Annotated in this window: 22 protein-coding genes; 21 read left to right on the top strand and 1 reads right to left on the bottom strand. The window is 35.8% G+C overall.

Going from position 1 to position 24,384, the window contains the following annotated elements:
• Positions 1–4: 4 nt before the first annotated feature.
• From PGC35_RS02695 to PGC35_RS02650, 10 genes are all read left to right on the top strand, one after another.
• Positions 5–934 carry a DMT family transporter gene (locus tag PGC35_RS02695; protein ID WP_375218095.1) on the top strand — a complete coding sequence of 310 codons (930 nt, stop codon included), beginning with the start codon at positions 5–7 and terminating at the stop codon, positions 932–934.
• A 180-nt stretch (positions 935–1,114) separates the two neighbouring features.
• Positions 1,115–1,804, top strand: a complete 690-nt coding sequence (locus tag PGC35_RS02690) for a hypothetical protein (protein WP_375218094.1) — start codon at positions 1,115–1,117, stop codon at positions 1,802–1,804.
• A 405-nt stretch (positions 1,805–2,209) separates the two neighbouring features.
• Complete coding sequence (gene sigI / locus PGC35_RS02685) at positions 2,210–2,968, top strand: RNA polymerase sigma-I factor (protein ID WP_375218093.1); 759 nt, start codon at positions 2,210–2,212, stop codon at positions 2,966–2,968.
• Positions 2,968–4,032 (top strand): anti-sigma factor domain-containing protein, encoded by a 1,065-nt coding sequence (locus tag PGC35_RS02680; protein ID WP_375218092.1) that lies wholly within the window; start codon positions 2,968–2,970, stop codon positions 4,030–4,032. Before sigI ends, PGC35_RS02680 begins: the two co-directional genes overlap by 1 nt.
• 216 nt (positions 4,033–4,248) lie before the next feature.
• Positions 4,249–5,283, top strand: a complete 1,035-nt coding sequence (gene argC, locus PGC35_RS02675; RefSeq protein ID WP_375218091.1) for an N-acetyl-gamma-glutamyl-phosphate reductase — start codon at positions 4,249–4,251, stop codon at positions 5,281–5,283.
• A 45-nt stretch (positions 5,284–5,328) separates the two neighbouring features.
• Positions 5,329–6,555: a bifunctional glutamate N-acetyltransferase/amino-acid acetyltransferase ArgJ gene (gene argJ / locus PGC35_RS02670; protein ID WP_375218090.1), complete on the top strand. Its 1,227-nt coding sequence runs from the start codon at positions 5,329–5,331 to the stop codon at positions 6,553–6,555.
• On the top strand, positions 6,518–7,297 hold the full coding sequence (argB, locus tag PGC35_RS02665) for an acetylglutamate kinase (RefSeq protein ID WP_375218089.1): 780 nt from the start codon (positions 6,518–6,520) through the stop codon (positions 7,295–7,297). Before argJ ends, argB begins: the two co-directional genes overlap by 38 nt.
• A complete protein-coding gene (locus PGC35_RS02660; RefSeq protein ID WP_375218088.1) occupies positions 7,294–8,418 on the top strand; it encodes an acetylornithine transaminase in 1,125 nt (374 codons plus the stop codon). Before argB ends, PGC35_RS02660 begins: the two co-directional genes overlap by 4 nt.
• A gap of 212 nt (positions 8,419–8,630) precedes the next feature.
• Entirely contained in the window at positions 8,631–9,086 is a 456-nt protein-coding gene (locus tag PGC35_RS02655) for an SRPBCC family protein (RefSeq protein ID WP_375218087.1), read from the top strand.
• 15 nt (positions 9,087–9,101) lie between these two features.
• Positions 9,102–9,482: a DUF1761 domain-containing protein gene (locus PGC35_RS02650; RefSeq protein WP_375218086.1), complete on the top strand. Its 381-nt coding sequence runs from the start codon at positions 9,102–9,104 to the stop codon at positions 9,480–9,482.
• 86 nt (positions 9,483–9,568) lie between these two features.
• On the opposite strand, the gene PGC35_RS02645 is transcribed toward PGC35_RS02650, so the two are convergent.
• Positions 9,569–10,123: a helix-turn-helix domain-containing protein gene (locus tag PGC35_RS02645; protein WP_375218085.1), complete on the bottom strand. Its 555-nt coding sequence runs from the start codon at positions 10,121–10,123 to the stop codon at positions 9,569–9,571.
• Positions 10,124–10,391: 268 nt separating this feature from the next.
• Here PGC35_RS02645 and PGC35_RS02640 point away from each other — a divergent pair, with 268 nt between their 5' ends.
• From PGC35_RS02640 to PGC35_RS02590, 11 genes are all read left to right on the top strand, one after another.
• The gene (locus PGC35_RS02640; protein WP_375218084.1) at positions 10,392–11,219 is read left to right on the top strand and encodes a transporter substrate-binding domain-containing protein; all 828 of its coding nucleotides are present in this window, start codon (positions 10,392–10,394) and stop codon (positions 11,217–11,219) included.
• A 31-nt stretch (positions 11,220–11,250) separates the two neighbouring features.
• On the top strand, positions 11,251–11,907 hold the full coding sequence (locus PGC35_RS02635) for an amino acid ABC transporter permease (protein ID WP_053590473.1): 657 nt from the start codon (positions 11,251–11,253) through the stop codon (positions 11,905–11,907).
• Between the two features lie 21 nt (positions 11,908–11,928).
• Positions 11,929–12,657 (top strand): amino acid ABC transporter ATP-binding protein, encoded by a 729-nt coding sequence (locus PGC35_RS02630; RefSeq protein ID WP_053590472.1) that lies wholly within the window; start codon positions 11,929–11,931, stop codon positions 12,655–12,657.
• Between the two features lie 842 nt (positions 12,658–13,499).
• The gene (locus PGC35_RS02625; RefSeq protein ID WP_375218083.1) at positions 13,500–15,764 is read left to right on the top strand and encodes a hypothetical protein; all 2,265 of its coding nucleotides are present in this window, start codon (positions 13,500–13,502) and stop codon (positions 15,762–15,764) included.
• 328 nt (positions 15,765–16,092) lie between these two features.
• Positions 16,093–16,491, top strand: a complete 399-nt coding sequence (locus PGC35_RS02620; RefSeq protein WP_375218082.1) for a tetratricopeptide repeat protein — start codon at positions 16,093–16,095, stop codon at positions 16,489–16,491.
• Between the two features lie 14 nt (positions 16,492–16,505).
• A complete protein-coding gene (locus tag PGC35_RS02615; protein WP_375218081.1) occupies positions 16,506–18,053 on the top strand; it encodes an O-antigen ligase family protein in 1,548 nt (515 codons plus the stop codon).
• Complete coding sequence (locus PGC35_RS02610) at positions 18,050–18,973, top strand: Wzz/FepE/Etk N-terminal domain-containing protein (RefSeq protein ID WP_375218080.1); 924 nt, start codon at positions 18,050–18,052, stop codon at positions 18,971–18,973. The genes PGC35_RS02615 and PGC35_RS02610 overlap by 4 nt, the downstream gene beginning before the upstream one ends.
• Positions 18,974–19,000: 27 nt before the next feature.
• Complete coding sequence (locus PGC35_RS02605) at positions 19,001–20,821, top strand: polysaccharide biosynthesis protein (RefSeq protein WP_375218079.1); 1,821 nt, start codon at positions 19,001–19,003, stop codon at positions 20,819–20,821.
• Positions 20,822–20,886: 65 nt separating this feature from the next.
• Entirely contained in the window at positions 20,887–22,209 is a 1,323-nt protein-coding gene (locus PGC35_RS02600) for a lipopolysaccharide biosynthesis protein (RefSeq protein WP_375218078.1), read from the top strand.
• Positions 22,210–22,260: 51 nt separating this feature from the next.
• Positions 22,261–23,460 carry an O-antigen ligase family protein gene (locus tag PGC35_RS02595; RefSeq protein WP_375218077.1) on the top strand — a complete coding sequence of 400 codons (1,200 nt, stop codon included), beginning with the start codon at positions 22,261–22,263 and terminating at the stop codon, positions 23,458–23,460.
• A 14-nt stretch (positions 23,461–23,474) separates the two neighbouring features.
• Complete coding sequence (locus tag PGC35_RS02590; RefSeq protein ID WP_375218076.1) at positions 23,475–24,374, top strand: glycosyltransferase family 2 protein; 900 nt, start codon at positions 23,475–23,477, stop codon at positions 24,372–24,374.
• Positions 24,375–24,384: the final 10 nt, after the last annotated feature.

Raw genomic sequence — 24,384 nt, 5'->3', positions numbered from 1 at the left:
TCAAATGAAGCAATGGAATATATATTTAATGCTCGTGTTCGTCATGTTCGTTTGGGGAGCAAACCTACCGATACTTAAATATTTAGTAACAGTAGTGCCCCCAGTCACCCTGACGGCTTTTCGAATTTTAACAGCCGGTCTAGTAGTGCTGGTCATTTTATGGAAAATGAATCTCCTACGAATACCAACGAAACAAGAATGGAAATACATATTATTAGGGGCACTCTCTAATGTGGTACTCCATCATTATTTTTTGAATATGGGACTTGCGATTACAAGCGGAACCCACGGAGGCCTAATCTTGGGAACGGGACCAATGTTAACTGCCATTTCAGGAGCTATTATATTAAAGTACTTCCCATCACGATTTCAGTGGCTTGGTCTCTTACTCGGTTTATCTGGAGTAACAGTATCCATCCTAGTAGGAGGGGGAGAGTCCAGCGGAGCCAACCTTGGTGATTTCTATGTGTTCCTTGCGATATTAGCGCAAGTGCTGAGCTATATGGTCGTGAGCAAAGCAGCGAGAACACTTGATCCAAGATTGCTCACTGCCTATATGCTACTAATCGGAGCAGTTGTGCTAATCGTGATCAGCTTAGTGCAAGAACCAAGAGGTATCTACACATTTGCTGAAACAAAACCTCTTTTTTGGGTTCTATTTTTAGCATCAGCCGTATTATCTACAGCCGTCGGGCATCTAATGTACAACTACGCAGTAGGTAAAGCAGGAGCAACAAAATCGGCTATATTTATGAATTTAAATCCACTATTCTCTTTGATTCTATCAGCCATCTTCTTAGGTGAAATACTAAACTATCGCCATTTCATCGGCCTCTTCCTAATCGTAGCAGGTGTCATGCTAGGATCCGGAGCAGCCGAAGATATGTGGAAAAAACATAAAAAGAAAAAAATGCAACAACCTAAAAGCAGTTAAAACCGCTTCCTTACTATACTTTTGCTTAATATATTACAGATGTGTTACTGGTGCCTGGCACCAGTAACACATCTGTAATATTATTTTTTTGTCTTCACCCCCACAAGATATGAATTTATTACGAATAATATAGTGTCCGAGCATAGTACGGGACAAAATTCTATCCGAGGTGATTCTAAAATGCAGATGAAATGGAAGAAAACAAGTGCAGCATTATTAGTTGCAACAATGACAGTAACAGGTGCAAGTTATGCATGGGCGAATGAAAATTTGTTCGACACGGTTAATTTAAATGATTTGACTAAAGAAACAGAGCAAACTACGGCTCCAGTTTCTACAGGAGACACTGTTGGGGGAGTAGTTACTACAGGGGACACTGTTGGAGGAGAAGTTACTACAGGAGATTCTATTGGAATTGAAATTCCTGAAGGTTACACTGCTGGAAATCTAGCAGCACTTGCAAAAGCTTATGAAAATGCTGGAAGTGAAACTGCGAAAGCAGCAATTAAACGTAATGCTGAAAGAGCAATCGCTAAATTTGAAGCTGCCCAAAAAGAAGCTGAAGAGCCTAAAGTAGAAGAGCCAAAAACAGAGGAACCTAAAACGGAAGAACCTGTAGTTGAGAAACCAGTTGAAGAAAAACCTGTAAAAGTTGAACCTACACCAGTAGTGGAAAAACCAGTAGCTGAAAAACCTGTTGTAGAAGAACCTTCAAAGGAATCTGCTAAAGAACAAAGCAAAGCTCTTAAAGGTGAGCAAAAAGAAGAGCGTAAAGCACTTCAAGCAGAGCATAAAGAAGAAAGAAAAGCTTTAAAAGAAGAACACAAAGCTGAAAAACAAGAAAATAAAAAAAATAAAGAAGATAAATAAATCCTCTTTATCAATACACTATTTTAATTTTATTTAACACCCAGTACTTTAGATGAAGTAAAAACGTGTAGATACGTATGATTTCGTCTATTATTACAAGGAAACAAAACAAAACAAAACAATGCAAAGAGGAGGTTCCTAAGAGCCTCCTTTTTGTTTAATATATTATTTTCAATCAATATTAAAAACTACTATCTATATTTCTACATAAAACTTATCCTCTAGCCACCCCCACAAATGTATCTTGACGAACGAATAATATAGTACTAGAGCAATAAGAGATTAACATCGCTAGTACTATAATAATGACGAAGATTGAACTATTTATAGTTTAACCGCTTTTCATTCTTCAATCAGCCAGTTACAATGATAGGCTAAGGGAAAGATGAGAACGGGAGGGTATGTATGCTTTTGTCCATTATTCACGGGATTTTCAAAACCAAAACAAAACAAAAACAAATAACGACTGAACTTGCTCAAATGGCAAAAGCAGGGAATGAGGAGGTTTTAAATGACCTTCTTTTTGCCTTTACCCCATTTATGAAAAAAACCGCATCCTTTGTTTGTAAACGAACAATTGATGAACATGACGAAGAATTTAGTGTAGCTATGAATGGATTTCATGAAGCTATCATGAGCTTTAATCCTAGTGAAAATGCATCATTGCAAACTTATGCACACTTAATAATAAAGAGACGTATCATTGATTTTATTCGCAAAGAATCTGTCAGAAAAGAGAAAGTTCTATTAATACATGCATCAAGAGAAGAAGCGCTAACGGAGCACCAGCTGTTATTTGACGCTCAAGCACTTGATTCCTATTCAATAGAACAGCAGGCAGAAGCAAGAAGAGAAGAAATTTCTCGCTATACTAAACTACTGGCAGAATTCGGGTTATCATTTGAAGATCTAGCAAAAGTTGCTCCAAAGCATGAAGATGCAAGAAAAACAGCATTTCAAACAGCACAAATTATTGCTGAGACAGAAGAATTCTATGAATTTCTTATAAAATATAAAAGATTACCATTGAAAGAAATGGAAGAAATCGTCGAGGTTTCACGAAAAACATTAGAGCGGCATAGAAAATACATAATAGCAGTTGCTTTACTGCTAAAAAGTGACTTCAATTATATAAAAGAGTATGTAAAAGGAGAAATCATATGATGCGCACTTATAAAGGCATTGTTTGCGAAAAGAAAACTAAATATATGATTTTTCTAACGAAGGAAGGTAAATTTCTTCGAGGCGTTCCCATTATTTCGAATCCTGAGATTGGACAAGAAGTTGAATTCCGTTTAATGGGGGAAACTATTCTTAGTAGGAAATGGACAAAACCTTCTTTTCTCGCGCCAGTTATTGTCGCAGCAATGTTTCTTCTATTTGTGATAGCATCCTTTATCCCAAACCCAGGAACAGCACTAGCTTATGTTCAATTGGATGCAAATAATTCAGTAGAATTAGGTGTTGATCAAGAAGGATTAGTAGTGACGCTTCGGTCGCTAAATGATACCGCTCCTATTATGCTCGAAGATTGGGAGGGGAACCCAGTGGACATTGTATTGTCAAAAGTAGTAAAGCAACTAAGTCCCCTTGCCAAAGAAATAGCAATAACAACTATATACGAAAATAATAAAGAATCATCTGATATGAAAGAAATTATAGAAGTAGCAGTAGAAGAAGTACAAAGCGAGCACACCGAAAAAGTCTGGATAGTTAATGAAAGTACCATTGAAGAACGTGAAGAAGCTGACAAACACGACAAATCGATTCAAAAGTTAAAAGAAGTAGAGAACGATAAAATAAAAGATAATTTAAGAAACAATGGTGTTCCAGTAAACCAAGAGAGTAATATGCAAAAGATACCATCCAACAACAACCAAAACAAAATAGATGAACAATCCAATAAAGAAAAACAACAAGAGCAACAAGAAAAAATTGAACAAAAACAGCAAGAACAACAAGAAAAAGTTAAACAGCAACAAGAAAAGATTAAAGAAAAGCAGGAAATACAAAAAGAAAAGCTCCCGGAACAAAAAGGAAATCAACAAAATAGTAACGGTAAATCTACCGAAAACCAAGCAAAAGAAATGAATAAAGAAAAAGAAAACCAGCAAAAAGATGCAGAAAAAACACAAAAAGAAAATGAAAAATCCCAAAAGGATCAAGAAAAAAACAATAACGGCAATGGTAATAGTAATGGAAACAACAACGGCAACGGAAACAACTAAACGAAAAAGGAGCGAATCCCTCAATTCGCTCCTTTTTCTATGGGAGAAATCTGTTACAGAGGTGTTACTGGTGCCTGGCACCAGTAACACCTCTGTAATATTATTCCCCTCTTATTCATAAATCTATAAAATAATCAAAAAAATTATAAAAATACGATTGACTTTATATTTATGCAGTATTATAATAGATTCTAACTTACTGAAGAGGTGAAGAAAATGAAGGTTGGAATTATTGGTGCAACTGGCTATGGTGGGCTTGAGTTAATTAGATTTCTGCATACACATCCTGAAATAGGGACACTGGATTTGTTCACTTCTTCAGATGAAGGAAACGTGTTTTCGAATAAATATACACATTTGTTGAATATTCATGACCAGCCGTTATTAAAAATAGAGCCCGATAGATTAAAAGAGTATGATGTGATTTTTACGAGCACTCCCTCAGGGGTATCGAGCGAGTTACTTCCATCATTAATAGATAAAGGTCCAAAACTCATTGATTTATCTGGTGACTTCCGTTTGAAGGATCCAAAGCAATATGAGCAATGGTATAAAAAAATACCAGCTCCTATTGAAGCTATTAAAAAAAGCGTATATGGTCTGACGGAATGGAACGAAACGAACATTCAGCAAGCTGATATAGTCGCGAACCCAGGATGCTATCCGACAGCTGTTTTACTCTCATTACTTCCTCTCTTGAAAGAAAACCTCATCGACGTAAAACATCTTATTATCGATGCGAAGAGTGGAATATCTGGAGCGGGTAACAAGCCGGGGCAGATGACACATTACAGTGAAACGAATGAAAATACTGCCATATACAAATTACATCAACACCAACATATCCCGGAAATCGAGCAAGCAATAAGCCTCTTTGCCAATCAAAATTCACCGATCACTTTCACTACTCATCTTGTACCGATGACAAGAGGAATTCTTTCAACAAGCTATGCTCCCGTAAACGAAGGTGTAACAGAAAAACAACTAATCGATACATTAGAAGAAACTTACGCAAAGCATCCTTTCGTTCGAATAATAAAAGAAACTAACAAATTCGGAACAAATCAAGTATATGGCTCCAACTTCTGCGACATTCATGTCAAGGTTGATCCGCGCACAAACCGCGCGACCGTAGTATCGGTTATCGACAATCTGGTTAAAGGAGCTGCTGGTCAAGCGATTCAAAACATGAACGTTCAATTTAACTTCGATCAAACAACTGGCCTCAAGCACGTCCCATTATTCATTTAACATTAATTAGTTCAGCGTAAACGCTGATTAGGAGGAATAAAATAAATGGCTATAACCACCATGGCAATGAAGCGTATTTCATATAAAAATATAGCATCACCAAAAGGATTTAAAGCGACTGGCATTCACTGCGGCCTTAAGCATAAGAAAAAAGACCTCGCTCTACTAGTCAGCGAAGTTCCAGCAAGCGTTGCGGGTGTATTCACGACGAATGCTATTAAAGCGGCGCCGCTACTTGTTACAAAAGATGTGGTGTACCAGACAGGTAAAATGCAAGCAATCATCGTCAATGCCGGTAATGCCAACGCATGCACAGGCAAGCAAGGAATGGCAGATGCCTATACAATGCAAAAATTAACTGCCGAAAAGCTAGGGATCGATCTGAATCTAGTTGGTGTGGCATCAACAGGCGTCATCGGCGAATTGATGAAAATGGATCCGGTAACAGAAGGAATCAAACAATTGGATCCAGTAGATGAGTTAGAAGGGGCAATGTCCTTCTCTCAAGCAATCATGACGACGGACACCGTTACGAAAAACACTTCCTATCAAACAATGATTGATGGAAAAGAAGTGATTGTCGCTGGAACTGCAAAAGGCTCCGGTATGATTGAACCTAACATGGCGACGATGCTTGGTTTCATTACAACGGATGCAAACATTGAATCCGAACATTTGCAATCAGCACTAAAATCAATTACTGACGTGACGTTCAATGCTATTACTGTCGATGGCGATACATCCACTAATGACATGGTAATTGTCATGGCAAACGGAATGGCAGAAAACGAAACGCTTACTCCTGAGCATCCTGATTGGGAAAACTTCGTGCAAACCTTACACATCGTGTCCCAAGAATTGGCGAAAATGATTGCAAAAGATGGAGAAGGTGCAACAAAACTGATTGAAGTAGAAGTAAAGGGAGCAATTACTGACGCAGAAGCCCGCAAAATAGCTAAAACAGTTGTCGGTTCGCCTCTTGTGAAAACGGCTGTGTTCGGAAACGACGCGAACTGGGGACGAATTATCGCTGCAGTTGGCTATAGTGGAGCTACCCTTGATCCTAACGCAATCACGATTCATATTGGGACTTCAAAAGTTGTAGAAAAAGGTGAACCTGTCGCTTTCTCAGAGGATGACTTGATAGTCTATTTAAAACAACCAGAAGTAAAAATCTTTGTAGATATACACCAAGGCGATGGCCAAGGAACTGCATGGGGGTGCGATTTGACATATGACTACGTCCAAATCAACGCAACCTATCGCTCCTAAACGCATCGTCATCAAACTTGGTGGAAGCATGCTGGAGGGGTTAAATGAAAACTTCTTCACCAATTTCAAAAAACTCCAAGCTGCTGGCAATGAGATAATCATCGTCCACGGCGGAGGCCCTGCAATTAATAAAGAACTCGCAAAAAACAATATAACGTCAACTTCTATAAACGGCATTCGAGTCACATCTGAAGAAGCAATCGGAATCGTCCAGTCGACCCTAGTCGGTCAAGTCAATCCAACACTTGTTCATCAGTTGAATAAAAGCGGGATTGTGGCAATTGGCTTAAGCGGATATGATGGCAATTTATTAGAATGTACGTTTTTAGACAAAGAAACTTACGGCTTTGTAGGAGAAATAAATAAAGTAAACTGCGCAATGCTAGAAACACTACTAGCAAACGGCATAACACCAGTAATCTCGAGCATAAGCTGCACCGATAATGGCACACCACTCAATATTAATGCTGATACAGTAGCAAATAAAGTAGCACTCGCAATAAAAGCGGAAAGCCTGCAGCTCGTAACAGATACACCTGGCATTAAAATTGAAGGGGAAGTGCAACAAGTTGTAACTTCCACTGCAATTGCGGAATGGATCACATCAGGAGAAATCTACGGAGGAATGATTCCAAAAGTGACTGCAGCACTCGATTGTTTAGCTGCAGGTATTCCTTCCGTTCAAATTGTCGGGGAGCAACTAGAAGGAACAACCATTTTACATCAGGGGGTACTAGTGTGAGTTCTTTATTTCAAAATTACGCACGTCGACCAGTTCATTTAGTGCAAGGGAAAGGGACGCTTATCTTAGATGATACAGGGAAAGAGTATCTCGACTTTACAAGTGGTATCGCAGTGCTCAGCCTCGGTCATGCACATCCGGCGATTGTTGAAGCAATTCAACAACAAAGTGAAAAACTATGGCATACTTCGAATTTATTCGAAAGTCCTGGACAGGAACAGTTAGCTGTAACCTTAGTAAAAGATACGCATTTAGCACACGCATTTTTCTGTAACAGTGGAGCCGAAGCGAATGAAGCGGCAATCAAGCTAGCTCGCAAACATACTGGAAAACACGTTATCATCACATTTGAAAAATCATTCCATGGACGTACATTTGGTGCAATGTCCGCTACTGGCCAAGACAAAGTTCGAAATGGATTCGGACCTTTGCTGGATACTTTCCGAACAGTACCGTTCAATGACATCGAGCAACTGGAGTCGGCTATCGACGAAAAAGTAGCGGCAATCATGCTTGAAGTGATCCAAGGGGAGGGTGGAGTTAACCAAGTAACGCCTGAATTCGCTCAAGTAATCGCTGACATTTGCAAATCCAAAGGAATATTATTAATAATCGACGAAGTGCAAACAGGCATCGGCCGCACAGGAACTCGCTATGCTTATGAGCAAACTGTACTCAAACCTGACATTATGACGTTAGCAAAAGGACTCGGAGGAGGCTTTCCGATCGGAGCAATGCTCGGAACGAGTGCTTTACATGATTCTTTCGGCCCTGGTACTCATGGTACAACATTTGGTGGTAACCCATTAGCAGTAGCGGTAGCACAAACAGTGCTAGACAATGTTTTTACTACAAAATTTTTAGATGAAGTCAATGAAAAATCTAGCTACTTTTTGGCTAAACTAAAAGTGGAGCTACCTGAATACCCGATTGTGGGCTCGGGATTATTGCTCGGAATCGTATGCAAAGAGGAAGCAGCTCCATATATAGCGCTAGCGGAAGAAGCCGGACTACTTCTAGTTGCAGCAGGACCAAACGTCATTCGACTCCTGCCACCACTTACTGTTTCATTGGAAGAAATTGACCAAGCAGTAAATATACTTTCTTCTATCTTAAAATAATACACCTTGAATTAAAGCGCTCTGCGAACCGCTATTCACAAACTAGGACCTGCCAATTTGGCAGGTCCTTTAATTTTACCTAAAATATGGTTGAACGAGACAAACCAAGCCGCGAACACGACAAACCTATTGCTTCAACAAATTTCTATGGTACACTTTAGGAAATTCGCACCAAATCTTATTCACTACTACTTTTGAAAAGGGGTAAACTAATGCTAACTTGGAACAAAGAAATTATCATCCCTGCACCAATTGAAACTGTATGGAATCTCTTTCAGCTAGAAAACATCCAGAGAATTATGCCAAATATAGTGGAACACAAACCTTTAGAAATAAAAGAAGGAGTTGTCGGTTCTACATATGAGCAAACCTATAGAGAAGGTAAGAGAACCGAAACTTACATCGTGACGGATATAGAACACGAAAACATGGACCAAAAAAAACACAACAAAATTGAATTTACACTTGCGGAAACCTTTAAAATTCAAGCTGCTTATACACTCATCAAAGTAGATGAACAATCCACAAGATTTATTTATACAGGGCAAAATGAAGGAATTAACCTCATGGGGAAAACGTTTATTAAACTAGGTCCAAAGAAAAGCAATGATAAAGTAGTAGACGGATTCGTGGAATTAGTTCGTACAGAAGCATTGAAAGATTTATAAATTAGGAGGATTTTCATGTCTATTGATTGGAGTAATTTAAACTATGTAGCTATCATTATTGGCGGGCTTTTATATATGATCTATGGAACAATCTATTATTCGGTTTTATTAGGAAATAAGAAAGAGAAACAAACAGAAGGCCCGTTAAAATACATTTATTCGGTCATCATTGCATTCATCAGTTCTATTTTAATGGCGATTCTTATAAACGCAACCGGTGCAGAAACGTTATTTCAAGGAGCAATCATCGGCTTCATCATTGGAGTTATCATAAAAATGGTCTATGTGAAAAATTCATTGTTTGGTTTGATTTCGAAAAAATCCACAATAATAGCAATTTGCGATCACCTTGTTATCTTTACATTGTTAGGCGCTTTACATGGTTGGCTGTCATAAATATCAAAAAGCTCTTTGAGTCAATCAGAGAGTTTTTTTCTAACAAAAAAAGCCCCCGCCTAAGCGAGAAGCCTTCCATCCACCTTTTAAAAGCTATGCGTCATCGCCCAAATAGCCACGGCATTCTCATCTCCAACATTCGTAAACCTATGCGGCAACGAGCTATCAAAATAAATACTATCTCCCTCGTGAATCGTATGTATCTCACCTTCTACTTCAATACGTAAACTTCCAGCTAGCATAATTCCACATTCTTCGCCAGAATGATACAAAAGTGGAGTTTCTAAATCTTCTCCAGGCTCCACAATCATCTTGAAGAAGCTCATCTGCTTACCAGAGCTTGGCGACAACAGTTCATAGCTCACATTGGGGCGTACACGTTTAATGTTCTTCGCTTCTCCTGCACGGGAAATCGTTACGGCGTTTGTTTCCTCTGTTTCGAAAAAAGAAAATACCGGTACTTTCAAGCTATGACTCAATTTCCAAAGTGTCTCAAGCGATGGGGACACCTGTCCGCGCTCTATTTGCGAGATCATGCTTTGACTTACTCCGGCAAGTTTCGCAAGCTCGTCCGATGTGAGTCCTTGCAATCTCCGTAAATATCTAATTCGTTTACCAACTTCTTCTTTTGGAAATTCCAAAAAAACACCCCTTTTGAATAAATATTCAATTAGCAGAATAATTAAACATACTAATCAATTTTGTAATAAAACACTAACAAACCTAATAAACTCTTAATACAAAGAATATATATATACTATTTTGCATCTTTCTTCCAATAGATGCAATAATAAAAATATTATACCAAATTATTTTTTATGTAGACACGTGAATATTAATAACTTATACTTTTAATAATTCAGTAGCTTAATAGGGGATCTGAAGAAAATATATATGGGGGTAAAAGTTATGAAAAAATGGTTAGCAGCACTACTTATGATTACCGTTTTAATTATCGCGGGATGTAGTAACGATTCAGGAGGCGGAGTTTCAACAGAAAATTCGACAATCCAGAAAGCACTAAAAGACAAAAAACTAATTATTGGGATGTCACCAGGGTATTTCCCATTCGATATGAAGGATCCGAATGGAGACTTTGTTGGATATGACGTAGACACTGCAAACGCTCTTGGAGCAGCACTTGGTAAAGACATTAAAGTAGAATACAAACAATTTACATTTGATGGATTAATTCCTGCACTTCAAGCGGGAGAAGTAGACATGGTATTTGCTGGTATGACTATTCGTGGAGACCGCGCTCTAGCAGTAAGCTTTTCAAACCCATACTTCCAAACTGGTCAAGCAGTTATGCTTCCTACATCGGATACAGCAACAAAAACTTGGCAAGAGCTTGATGTGAAAGGGAAAAAAATTGCTGTAGGTATCGGAACAACTGGGGCACTACTTGCAAAAGATGTATTTAAAAACGCTGAAGTATTAGATTTTGAAGAATTCCCATCTGCAGCAGCAGCAATGGCACAAGGTAAAGCAGATGCAGTAGTATATGATGAGCCTGCTATTGCAGTTTGGAAATTACAAAATGGAGACCAAGTTCGTCAATTAGAAGGATTAATTTCCTCTGAAAACTTAGGGATTGCTCTGAAGAAAAACGATTTTGAAACAGTTCAATGGGTTAACTCATTCCTAAACAGTTATATTGGAAGTCCTGCAGAACTAGCTTCTCGTAATAAATGGTTTGAAACGTCTGACTGGCTAAGTGAAGTTGTAGACGAATAGAACACTCTAGCAGCTTAGGGGAGGAACAGCTATGATATACGACTGGAGTGTTATACCGCGCAATATGGATGTCTTTATTGACGGTGCACTAAAAACATTAGAAATTTCCTTACTAGCAATTCTTATAGCTATACCAATAGGTATTTTATTTGGATTGGGACGTATCTCAAAAAATAAAATAATACAATTGATTTCTTCTATATATGTAGAAATTATTCGTGGGGTTCCACTGCTTGTATTACTTATGTGGATTTACTTTGTACTCGGACAATACTATAAACTTGGTTCATATTGGGGAGCAATCATCGGACTTGCGATATTTGCCGGTGCGTTTATCGCCGAAATCGTGCGCTCTGGGATTCAAGGTGTACCAAGAGGACAGATGGAAGCAGCACGTTCTTTAGGTATGTCCCATACGAAGGCAATGACACATATTATTTTGCCACAAGCATTTAGAAGAGTATTACCACCTTTAGCATCCCAATTTATTATGCTAATAAAAGACTCATCTCTTGTATCCGTAATAGCGGCAACAGACTTAACGCTTAACGCGAAAAACCTAGTGGCAACATCGTTCCGTTCTATTGAAGTGTGGACATTTGTTGCGCTAATCTATTTCATCATGACATTCAGCTTATCATTAATCATTCGATATTTCGAAAAACGATTACTGAAGAGTGAAGCATAACGGTAGGGAGGGTGTATCATCATGATATCAATCAAAAATGTCAATAAAAGCTTCGGCGATCACCACGTCCTAACCGACGTCTCGCTCGAAGTGCCAAAATCGAATGTAGTCGCACTAATCGGACCAAGTGGAGCGGGGAAGTCTACACTAATCCGTACCATTAATGCTCTAGAGCCAATCGACGACGGAGAAATCACGGTCGATGGTGTATCCATTCACAGTAAAAAAACGGATATCAATGCAGCTCGAACGAACATCGGCTTCGTATTCCAAAGCTTTAACCTTTTTCCGTTTTTAACTGCATTAGAAAACGTAACAATGGCACCACTTAAAGTAAAAGGAATGAGCAAAGAAGCAGCCGAAGCGAGAGGGAAAGAACTACTAACCTCTCTTGGTCTTGCAGATAAATTCGATGCCTACCCTAGCAGGCTTTCCGGTGGTCAGCAACAGCGTGTAGCTATCGCACGTGCCCTGGCAATGGATCCGCACGTCATGCTATTTGACGAACCAACCTCTGCACTCGACCCAGAAATGGTAACCGAAGTGCTCGATGCCATCCGAAAACTAGCGAAAGACGGCATGACCATGGTAGTTGTAACGCACGAAATGGGCTTTGCTAAAGAAATCTGCGATGAAATCGTCTTCATGGCTGATGGCAAAATCGTCGAACGTGCAGCTCCTTCCAAATTCTTTACCAATCCGGATACGCAACGTGCCCAGGATTTCCTATCAAAAGTCCTAAACCACTAGAAATTTCTAGTGGTTTTTTCTTTTCTCTACTTTCAGTTTCTTTACAGAACTATTTCAAGAGCGCATTCAATAGGAATATTCTTCATATTTTATATTACAGCAGTGTTAAAATGGCGTGGGGGTCGTAATATAGATGTAATATAATTAATGTCAGATTTATGACTCCGAAATCTTTTTACCTACATTAAAATAAAAAAACATATGAAAGTGTGATATATAAACTAGAACTAGTAGTTCAAATGTGTTCCAGTATTTTTCATTTTCAATAGATCTGGATGCGAGAATAACTTCTGAAAACTAAAAAAGGGTTTTGGCCAGTAGACCAAAACCCTTATAAAATAAGAAAAGAAGCATCCGATGTTCAGATGCTTCTTTTCTTGAGCGATAAAACGAAGGAAGTAGAAGGCTGCACACTAATGAATGTACAAACAAGTTTACGGCGTTACACATCTATAAGTAACCTTCTATACTGTAAATCATAACACATAATTTTAAAATTGCACGCATTAAATTAAATAAAATAAAAATAAATTTAAAATAGTTGTATTAAAGAAATTTTAAGTAAAATCTATAAAAATAAAAATAGTAAGAAATATTCACAAAAAAAGACTAGCGTCTTTGGTAATGTTGCTGTAATATGGAATATGTAATGTTGTCCTTGGTGCTTTCATACAGTCATCCTTATAAAAAACTGGTAATCTTTGAAGATATTAGTTGATTTTAGCATATGAGTTTTGTATACTCATATATTAGTTAGGGTGACGATATTGGACGCGATCAAGCGACCGATGTTACACACTAAAAAAAATTGCAACACACAAGCGAAGGGAGATCACAAGTTTATGAAGAAAAAAGCTATCAAAATTGCAGCTTCAACTGCAGTAGCAGCTTCAGCATTCGTTGCAGCAGCGCCAGCACAACAAGCAGACGCAGCAACTAATGTAAACCAATTAGCAACAGACGCACAAAATGCAGGTACAGTATTAAAATGGGCTATCTCAGTAGAAGGTTCTGCTGATTACGTTACACGTCCATACACTCAATACAATGCTGCTAAAAAAGCAATCGCAGCTGCAGAAGCAGCAGCTAAAAAACTTTCTGCATCTGAAAAATTAAGCGTTGACGCTAAACTTGTTGAACCAAAATTACAAGTTAAACGTGCAGCAGCTTACATCGATGCAATCACTTCAAGTGAAAAAATCAAAGACTTAACTTCTAAATTAGATGCAGCTATTAAAACTGATGACATCGAAAAAGTTGAAACAGCTTACCATGCAGCTACTGGAGAATACCGTAAACAAGCGGCTCTTCTAGACCGCGTATATGGTCAATCTACTCGTGACGGTATCCGTAACGAAGTTAAACCAGCTATCGAAAAATTAGTTGCTTCAGTTAAAAACGAAGTAACTGTTAACATGCTTTCTAAAGCAGCAGCTGCAGACGTTAAAGCTGACAAACTTGAAGATGCTTCTAAAAAGATCGCTGAAGCTCAAGCAATCCTTGATGCTAACGTTCTTAAATGGGAAACTGCTCTTCAAAAATCAGTTGACGATGTAGCAACATCATTACCACTAGTTGCAGTTTCTGCATCTTATGTTAATGCTAACACTGTTCAAGTTAAACTAAGCAAAAAAGTTGATGCTGTAAACTTATCTCAATTCACTTCTGAAGAATTAGTTATCAATGCAGTAGAATTAGGTGATGATAAGAGAACTGTTACACTTACAACAGGCACTCAATCAGCTGGAAAAACTTACACAATTGCTTACAATGGTAAAACTGTAAGCTATACAGTACCTACTTCAGGTGGTGGTTCAACAATCATAACTGATGGAACTGCAGTTCACGGAGAAGCTGGTACAAACGTAGCATTTTCTGCTACTTTTAAAGAGAAAACTGGTCAAGCTTATAACGGCCAAATTAGAATAACACCTCCAGAAGGCACTACAATCGTTTCAGTTAACGGTGCTACTGGTTTAACTACAGATGCTAATGGTGCTGTAGTAACTACTCCAACACAAACAGGTACTGTTTCTGTTGTTGTTACTTCACCAGCAGGTACTTCAGTAAACGGTGAAAAAGCTAAATTCGAAAAATTATTCAATGGTTCTGTAACTGATACAAGTTACAGTGGAAGTGTTTACCTTTATGTTCCAGCTACAGATTTAACTGGAGCAATTGCTCTAGGTTCTGGTAAAACTGTTCAATATGTAGATGCAGCAAACAAATACTTTGTTGTAACTGATGGAGCTCTTACTCCTACATTAACTAAGTACAAAGTAAAAGCAACTGATGCATTTGCTAATGAGTCAACAAATGGTCTTACTGTAGAACAGTTCTTGGCTGCATTAAACAAAGGTGATGTACTTGCAGCACCTGTTTATACTACAGCTTCAAATTCTGCTTCACAATTCAAAATTGAATTCAACAAAGTTGTTGCTGATTTTGATTTTGCATCTAAATACTTCGTTAAAGGTAATGAAGATAAACTAACTGGAGCTTACCGTGTAGATTCTAATGGTAAATTCGCATTAGAAGGTACTGGTCAAGCAGGTTATACAGTTTATGTTACAGCTAACGGTGTTACTAAATACACTACTACTGTAAAATCTAATGGTACTTGGTCTGTAGACGTAAACCTTGATCAACTAGCTTTCTCTTCATTTGAAGCGTTCCAATTAGCAGCTGGTGAAAATCCTGCTGGAAAAACAGCAACTGCTAACGTGAACATTCTTGAAGGTGCATTTGAAATTGAACAAGTTGAACTTACTGGATCTTCTGCAGATTCTCTATTAGGAAAAGTAATTACATTTACTGATTCTGTTGTTTCAACAAATGATAACTTTGTTAAAAAAGCTGGCGCAACTATCACTTTAGTTGACGAAGATGGAACAAAAGTTAAATATACTGATGGAGTAAATGCACGATTTGCTGTTACTTCTGGTAACACTAGCGAATTTACAATCACTATTACTGGAGCTTATACTCCTGTTGCAAACGGAAGTATTGCTGGTTTTGGTAAAGGATTCAGCATTGATTCATTTACAGGTGTAACGAATAGCTATGGTCTTATAGCACAACCTGTAATTACTGTATTATCTAAGTAATTATAAGAATTATTGATTCAATAAATTAGACTGTTTCAGAAGCTGATAATAATATCAGCTTCTGAACAGTCTTTTTATATTATAGTCAATTTTTTTATCTGAATAAATTATCTTAAGAAAGATATTCAATTAATGGATAATATATAGGGTAGGTAGTAAAATTTACTAAAATATGATATGATTCAACTGCTATTAGCTTGAAAGGATTGAATGACATAGTATGAAAAAAATCTCTATCTCGAAGAATTCTAATCAATTGAAACTGCTCAATTACATATTTATATTGTTATTAATTTTGATAGTCATGGTCTTCATTTGGACGAATAAAATGGCAAACAAACAGGACGAGGAATTTTTAAATGATTATACTCTGTTTCAAAAACTAACAGATAAGCAATCCAGCGAAGAAATACAAGACACTACAGAGCAACTTGAAATTCTTCAAAAAAAATATTCTGATGAGTATTTGTTTGCATACCAATTAGGACTAGCTCATTTGAATAAGGGCAATATGGAGCGGGCTTTGATAATGTATGGACGCACACTAGATTTAAATCCTTATATTGTAGAAAATAAGGAATTCATGTATCAATACGCATTTATATTAGTTAATAACGAACAAATTGATAATGCCAAAATTGTTGTAGAAAGAGCAGAGCAATTACCGTCAGATGAAGAATATCAAACTAGGTTAGCAGCTTTACTTGAAAGTATTGAACAAAATTAGAGGTGAATTCATTAATGGCACGTTTAGCGCTAAACAAAATAAATGTAGATCGAGATATATTAGAAGATGAACAATCAGTAAAAACAGTAGATAGATGGATATTTTACATGTTGGTAGTAGCGATAGGAGTAATTCCTCTAATAATTGGAATGCATACTTCTTTATTTGTAAGTCCTCTAATTTCTGGCACAGGCATAACACAAACCGCCTATCAATCAGATATGTTTACATATTATAAATTCATTGTTTTAGTAACAGTCACAATAATTAGTCTAGTCTTATTTTTGTATAAGCTTTTATTTTTAAACTACCAGCTAAAAAAAGATAAAGTAACATTTTCAATCTATGCATTCATTTTCTTTTTACTTATGTCTGTTATTTTCGCTGAGTATAAGACAATTGCTCTTTGGGGTATGTACAACCGCCACGATGGGGCAATTACATACATTTGTTTTTCTATATTAATGTTTATTGCAATAAATATTATGTACCCTAAAAAAGCACTAAACATTATAACTTATGCACTTTATCCATTTGTTTGGATTAACGTGGTTATAGCGTTATTAACGTTTTATGGTAAAAATATATTGTTAATTGATATTGTGCAAAAAATACTTACAATTATGGATAAATCAGGTGCGGGGTTCATAGAGGGTTCAGTAGTTTCTGGTACTTTAAACCAGTGGAACTATATGAGTGGGATATCTGCGATATTGGTGATGATATTCCTAGCGCTTTCAATCTTTCAAAAGAACCTTAAATTCCGAATTCTAAATTTATTCACGGCGGTAGCTGCATTTGCAACGCTGCTAGTATCGATTTCTTCTAGTGGTTTTTTAGCTTTTGTTGTCATGTCTGTAATTATGTTAATTGCACTTCTATTAAAAGGTCCGAAAGTGAAAGGAATCATTGTATTTTTAGTATTCCTTTGTTTTGTAAGTGTTCCTTTAAGTATGTTTAGTGAGCGTGATCCACGTGTTTGGGATAACTCAATGGGTATGTTCGTAAAACAAAATCCATTTAAAGAAGTGGAAGGAGCTTCCTCACTTTTAAATAATAGAGCATATGCAGCAGACAGTGAGTTTGAATTGCCGACACTACCCGAAAGAGGGACTAGCGCCGGGTCTGGTCGCGTCTATATTTGGTCAACAATGTTGGAATTAATTCAAGATAAACCATTCGTTGGTTATGGGTTGGACACAATGCTATTCCACTTTCCTCAAAATGAGTTAGATAAGCGTGCGGATTTCTTGGATGAAACTGTATTAGTAGACAAGCCACATAATATGTATTTAGGAATTCTGTGGGGAACAGGAATATTTGGTTTCCTAGTATTTGTCGCTACATTACTAATTTTCACAGCAACTATTTTAAAGGGTGTTTACAGAAAAATCTCCAGTACTAACCCTTATTTTATAGCTCTCTCAATGGGGTTTGGTGCGTTCTTAATACAAGCATTATTTAATGACTCTGTTATAGGTTTAACAATTGCACCATTACTTATAGGAGCAATCTTGTATACAGTTCAAAAAAATGAACAACCAGTAGAGGAGATATCATGAACGAAGAAACAATCAGTTTAAGAGAATTAGTAGAAATAGTTTGGAACGGTAAGAAAATTATCATTTTATCAATGGTAGTATCAATATTAATAGCAACTGTTTTAAGTTTTATTGTTTTAGATAAGAAATATGTATCGGAAGCTACGGTACAGGTTACTGCAAATACAAATGCAGAGGGTATTGTAAAGCAATATATTGATAGTGAATTTACTAGTCAAGTCTTTGCGGAAAGAATGAAAAACCAAGCATTTATTGACCAAATTTTTAATGAATCTGGAAAAAAAGTGGTAAGTAATAAAAATCTTGCCGTGAATGTGGATGTACAAACAAATATGATTAGTCTATCATACACAAGCGGAAGTTCAGACGGTGCTCAAAAAATACTATCAACGCTTATAGATGAGCAAAAAAAGTACATGTCGGAAACTTTGACAAACGAATTCACATTATTAGCAGACTCGTATACAAAAGAAAGTGAAAGACTGTCGAATGAAATTCGTGATTTGATCAAGCTATATAATGAAACAATAAAAACAAACAACTTACCAGAAATCTTAATATTACAATCAATGATTCCTAATGAGTTAATCATTGATTTGTCTACTGAACAACAAGCAACACTTGTGAACATTGATGGGGCATTACAAAATGAGCTAATGCAACTCCAAGCAAAAATTTCTTCTAAGTCTGAAGAATATAGAAAAGTGTTAGATCAATATCAATCAGTGCTAACAAACATTGAAAGCTTTAGACCAGATCCGTTGATCAAAACAGTAATAGCTCCTACATTACCTGAAACACCAAGTTCACCAAATACTTTGTTGAATAGTACAATTAGTATTGTGTTAGGTGCCATAATCGGTTTAGGTATTGTGTTTTTTAGAAAGTATTGGACAGAAACGAATCCAGTAGAGAAGTGAAATGTAGTAAGTAAGGGGTGATGATACGTGGGTTACAGTCTGAGAATTGCAACATTTGTCATTTTAGACTCCATAATTGTACTAACAGCTATATTTTTTAGTTATTTTTTATTGCACCCGACACTTAACGTGTATGGACTTCCTATGATGATATTGAGTGCTATTACATTGTTAGTTTCACATCACATTGCTGCGTATTTCTTTCACTTATACGATCGAATTTGGAGCGTTGCCTCTGTCAGTGAATTATTAACGATTGTAAATTCTGTCACTATCTCAATAGGAACAGCAAGTATTCTACAGTATGCCGTTCAACAAGACGTATACTTTCGAGTTATGGCAGTAACATGGATGCTTCATATTCTAGCAATTGGTGGATCAAGGTTTGCCCTTCGTGTGTTAAGCGAACAAAAGATGTTGCAGACAGAGCATCCGAAACATCGTGCGTTAATCGTTGGTGCAGGACAAGCAGGCACTATTCTAGCTAAGCAAATGAGGCAGTCTGTAAATTCAGATCTAGTACCAATAGCATTCGTAGATGATGATCCAAATAAACAGAAATTAAAAGTATTAGATATTACTGTTCAAGGGACAGTGAAAGATATTCCTAAAATAGTAGAATCATATGCAATTGACCATATTATCATTGCAATTCCATCATTAACTAAAGCAGACATACAGGCTATATTCGAACACTGCTCTAAGACAAAAGCAAAAGTAAAAATTATGCCAAGCATTGAAGGTGTTATGACTGGAAAATTGTCCGTAAGTGAAATGAGAGAAGTAAACATTGAAGATTTACTTGGGCGTGAAGAAGTGGAGTTAGACATGGAAGCCATTTCTGGAAAACTAACAAATAAAACAATTCTTGTTACTGGTGCCGGTGGATCAATAGGGTCAGAAATTTGCAGGCAAGTAATGAAGTTTAATCCGAAGAAAATTTTACTATTAGGACATGGAGAAAATTCCATTTATCAAATCGACATGGAGCTTCGTCAAAATACATTTTCAAGAACACAAATTATTCCAATAATCGCAGATGTACAAGATCGAAATCGAATTTTCGACCTTATTTCACAATATAAACCGGATGTTATTTATCATGCAGCAGCGCATAAACATGTTCCGCTTATGGAATATAATCCAATGGAAGCTGTGAAAAATAACATTTTTGGTACCAAAAATATAGCGGAAGCAGCAGATACTTTTGGTATTGGTTATTTTGTTATGATCTCAACCGATAAGGCAGTTAACCCACCGAATGTAATGGGAGCAACAAAACGTTTTGCTGAAATGATTGTACAAAATTTAGCAAAAGAAAGTGATACGAATTTTGCAGCAGTGCGTTTTGGGAACGTTCTTGGTTCGCGTGGATCTGTTATACCATTATTTAAGAAGCAAATTGCAAAAGGTGGTCCAGTAACAGTTACAGACCCTGAAATGACTCGCTATTTCATGACGATACCCGAAGCGTCAAAACTAGTAATCCAAGCAGGTACACTTGCCAATGATGGTGAAGTGTTTGTTCTTGATATGGGAGAACCTGTAAAAATTGTAGACTTAGCTCGAAATGTAATAAGGTTATCAGGCTATACTGAAGATGAAATAAACATTGAATTTACAGGTATTAGACCTGGTGAGAAACTATATGAAGAATTGTTGAATGAGAATGAAATACAGAATGGCTATGTTTTTCCTAAAATCCATATTGGAAAAGCGACTCCGATTAGTAAAGCTGAAATGAATTTTGTATTAGAAAATTTATTGGAAATGAATGAAGAAAATTTGAGGAATACACTTATTAAAAATACAAATAGAATAGAAAATATAGAAATTGTTTCATATTAGTTTTGATAGATGATTATCTATTTCAGATATATGAGGATACTTTTGTGAAATTAGGGGAATGTAGTATGAGCGCTATGAAGAAAAACCTATTATATGTTTATGGTGTTAACTTTGTAAATGGTTTGGCAGGACTTGCTTTTATTCCGTTAGCTCTCCATTCGCTTGGAGCGGAAGGATATGGAATTTATTCTATTTTCATTATATTAACGTCCTACATATATTTTGTAGAAATGGGTGTTGCTAAATACTTCACTAGAACAATCGCTCAGACTTATCTAGTTGAGGATCAACGAAATAAAATGCAAACTGCTGTTGGAACATATATTAGAATCGCTTTAATTCTTTTATGTTTAATGCCATTTCTTTTATATATAATACCAAAATACATTTTTATTCTTGATGAGAATGGAATTATAGGTAAGATGGTAATCCTTTCGATTTTAGATTATCTCTTTTCAATACCTGTAGCAATATTATTAGCGTTCAATACAGGGAAAGAACAATTCTATAAAATATCCAAATACAATTTGATTTCTGGAATAACAAGACATGCATTTTTGATTTGCGGAGTACTACTTTTTAAATCTGTAATAGTATTAATATGTATTATCGTTATAAGAAGATTTTTTGATTTGGTGTACGCATTTAGATATTTGGACCCTCTTCCAGAAGGTGCTTGGAAACCTACCTATAAAAAAGGTGAGTTTCTAAAGATTATTAATCACTCTCTTTTTTTATCGGCTGCACAATTATTACAAATTACGATATTAGCAGTTGGGACGTATCTAGTGAATAAGAATTTTTCATTAGTTGAAGTTGGAATATATAAATCTTCATTTGATATTGCAACCAAAGTATGGTTTCTATCAAATGGTCTAGGTATGGTTATTTTTCCAAGATTTTCAAATTTAATTACAGATAAGAATAGTAAAAAGGCACTTTTAAATAAATTAGGAGTATATTTAAAAGGAAGTTGGATTTTATATAATGTATGCTTTTTGATTGTATTTTTTATCTACCCGAATATACCTAATATATTGTTAATTGAGGACTTTAATTTATTTTTCTTATTATTATTAGGAGTATGTTTAAACGCACATACAAATCTTAGTTATGAGTTTTTACAAGCCGATTCAAGACTAAAGGAAGTAATTATAATTAGCGTAACTGTACTAATATCAATGATAGTAGGATTTTATTTGATTGTAGATAAGATTGGTCTGTATGCTGTCGGGTTAAGTTGGTTAGGTAGTCAATTATTTTATAGCCTAGTAATGGATTACTCTGCAATTAAAGATTTAAAGTTTAGAAAATGGATCTCTACATTATTGTTTAATTTTGGGGTATTTCTTTCTGTTGTTGTTTTATTAATATTATTTACAAATTAGAAGATTGTTTCAAGTTGCAAAATGATTACGCTTGATATTGGGAGAGTACTTATGAGGAAAATATCAATACTTTTATTTATCTTTTTAACATTTTCAGCGGATCTTAAAGTAACAGTATTCCCTTTCATACATTGGATAGCTTGGGCGCTGTTGATATTTCCTTATATGATGAAAGACTTCTTTAAAAAGGGTATTAAAGTAAGTCCGTTTTTAGGAATTGGGGTTCTAACATTATTATTGGGTATTCTTACAAGCTCTATTAATAGTCCAGATTATGAGTTTTTTGTTCAAATGACAAAACTCCTCCTTATTTTCCTTACAATGTACTACTTTTTGAATTACGAAACGATTAGTTTAAAAATTATGTTTTTTATGTTTAATATATTAGTGATAGCTAACTTCTTATTTTTAATGATGGGATTAGCAGGATTTCCGACTGCGTGGATATTAACTGCTGATGGACGTTGGGGAACTATTCTAAATTATCCTGGATCTTTAGTAAAGATAGGATCTCTTGCTTTCTTCTTGAATATAATGTTAGTAGTTTTTACTAAAAAATTTATATATTTTATCATGATGACTTTAAGTTTGGTTATTGTTTATATGGATGGATCAAGAACTGGAATGCTATTAATTATTTTAACTTTAATTTTAGTTCCCATATTTTATATTGTAGGGAATTTTAAGGATAAAATAAAGGTTATTATAGTACCAGTACTAGTTGTTTTTTTATTTACAGTTGCAATATTGATTAATATTAAATTATTTTTGGGGACAAGGATTGGTGAAAGTATATTATCAATTCTAAACTCTGAATCTTTGTCTGTAGGACTTGAAGCTATAGATCCCGCACGCTATATGATGTTAATTGCGGCTTTAGAAAAAATCATTGAAAATCCACTAGTAGGGACAGGGGCTTTTACAACAGTAGCGATATATACAGATGGTAGTAGTATGGTTGTACATAATACATATTTACAGGCTTGGGGAGATTTTGGGCTTCTTGGGGTACTGAGTTTAACACTTATTTCCTGTGGATGGATATATTTGTTGCCAAATGCTTTAAAGAAAATTCAAGTAATAAATAATGGATTTATGAAGGCCATTTTTTGTAGTTCTATTATGATGCTTCTGTATTATGTTTTGAGTGGCTTATTCCATCCATATAGTACTGAGTTTTCCGAATGGATGACATTTATCCTTCCCATGACAGCATATTTAACACTTTATAAAAAATTTGGAACTAAATAAAACGGAGGTGCCAAATGGAAACATCCTTAAGTATTGTAATAACTACTTACAACAGAAAAGAACTCTTAAGAAGATGTCTCAATTCGATAATGATTCAAGACTATAGCAATTATGAAGTTATTGTTGTAGATGATCATTCGATACCTTCTTATAAAAACGAGATAGTCAAAGAGTTTCCACAAGTCAAATATTTATGCCAAGCGAAGAACAGTGGGCCTGGACCAGCGAGGAACAGAGGAATTGAGACAGCAAGTAGTAATTTCGTAATTATTATGGATGACGATGATATTTTTAGACCCGAGGCTTTTGAAAAAGTTAACTATTTTTTTATGGAATATGATGGTGACAAATATCCAGTTTATAATTTTATATTGTCTAACTCAACTCTTCGTTATGATGACTTCTTTCGAGTATACTCTTTTGAAGAAATGATAGATAATGCAATAATTGGTGATGTTATACATGTAATAAATAAAGAACACTTCTTATCAAAAAAAAATTATTCTTTTCCTGCATCTAAAATAGGTGCTGAATCATTACTTTGGTATCAAATTGCATTAGACTATGGTTTCCCGATAATAAACGAGGATATTGTTCAGCTTATGGATGATTCTGAGGATAGACTAACTAATACTAGTAGACAAGTAAAATATGCAAACGAATTTGCAAATTATCAGTTAGATATTATTACAAATTTTAAGTACTCTATTATTGAACATGGACAGATACGATTTTTAATAAAGAAATATATGGGGGCAGTTACCTATTTGTTGTTATCGGGAAAACGTAGACAAGCAATATCTAGTTGGAGAGAGATGCTTAAGTACTCAAAGAAATATCTCGTTATATTACCATTGTTTCTTTTACCAAGGAAATTAATCATTCAGCTGTTTTATAAGTACAGATTGAGATAGTTTTCTATTA

It is taken from the genome of Psychrobacillus sp. PGGUH221, from assembly GCF_042055255.1.
In the GTDB taxonomy this organism is placed as follows: domain Bacteria; phylum Bacillota; class Bacilli; order Bacillales_A; family Planococcaceae; genus Psychrobacillus.
This window is presented reverse-complemented; position numbering and strand designations above follow the sequence as displayed.

Excerpts from the sequence above, each read along its gene's own strand:
- PGC35_RS02680 (WP_375218092.1), top strand. The coding sequence starts at position 2,968 with ATGCGCACTTATAAAGGCATTGTTTGCGAAAAGAAAACTAAATATATG.
- PGC35_RS02635 (WP_053590473.1), top strand. The coding sequence starts at position 11,251 with ATGATATACGACTGGAGTGTTATACCGCGCAATATGGATGTCTTTATT.
- argB (WP_375218089.1), top strand. The coding sequence starts at position 6,518 with ATGACTACGTCCAAATCAACGCAACCTATCGCTCCTAAACGCATCGTC.
- sigI (WP_375218093.1), top strand. The coding sequence starts at position 2,210 with ATGCTTTTGTCCATTATTCACGGGATTTTCAAAACCAAAACAAAACAA.
- argJ (WP_375218090.1), top strand. The coding sequence starts at position 5,329 with ATGGCTATAACCACCATGGCAATGAAGCGTATTTCATATAAAAATATA.
- PGC35_RS02630 (WP_053590472.1), top strand. The coding sequence starts at position 11,929 with ATGATATCAATCAAAAATGTCAATAAAAGCTTCGGCGATCACCACGTC.
- PGC35_RS02590 (WP_375218076.1), top strand. The coding sequence starts at position 23,475 with ATGGAAACATCCTTAAGTATTGTAATAACTACTTACAACAGAAAAGAA.
- PGC35_RS02620 (WP_375218082.1), top strand. The coding sequence starts at position 16,093 with ATGGCAAACAAACAGGACGAGGAATTTTTAAATGATTATACTCTGTTT.
- PGC35_RS02640 (WP_375218084.1), top strand. The coding sequence starts at position 10,392 with ATGAAAAAATGGTTAGCAGCACTACTTATGATTACCGTTTTAATTATC.
- PGC35_RS02650 (WP_375218086.1), top strand. The coding sequence starts at position 9,102 with ATGTCTATTGATTGGAGTAATTTAAACTATGTAGCTATCATTATTGGC.
- PGC35_RS02695 (WP_375218095.1), top strand. The coding sequence starts at position 5 with ATGAAGCAATGGAATATATATTTAATGCTCGTGTTCGTCATGTTCGTT.
- argC (WP_375218091.1), top strand. The coding sequence starts at position 4,249 with ATGAAGGTTGGAATTATTGGTGCAACTGGCTATGGTGGGCTTGAGTTA.
- PGC35_RS02600 (WP_375218078.1), top strand. The coding sequence starts at position 20,887 with ATGAGCGCTATGAAGAAAAACCTATTATATGTTTATGGTGTTAACTTT.
- PGC35_RS02655 (WP_375218087.1), top strand. The coding sequence starts at position 8,631 with ATGCTAACTTGGAACAAAGAAATTATCATCCCTGCACCAATTGAAACT.
- PGC35_RS02615 (WP_375218081.1), top strand. The coding sequence starts at position 16,506 with ATGGCACGTTTAGCGCTAAACAAAATAAATGTAGATCGAGATATATTA.
- PGC35_RS02625 (WP_375218083.1), top strand. The coding sequence starts at position 13,500 with ATGAAGAAAAAAGCTATCAAAATTGCAGCTTCAACTGCAGTAGCAGCT.
- PGC35_RS02610 (WP_375218080.1), top strand. The coding sequence starts at position 18,050 with ATGAACGAAGAAACAATCAGTTTAAGAGAATTAGTAGAAATAGTTTGG.
- PGC35_RS02595 (WP_375218077.1), top strand. The coding sequence starts at position 22,261 with ATGAGGAAAATATCAATACTTTTATTTATCTTTTTAACATTTTCAGCG.
- PGC35_RS02690 (WP_375218094.1), top strand. The coding sequence starts at position 1,115 with ATGCAGATGAAATGGAAGAAAACAAGTGCAGCATTATTAGTTGCAACA.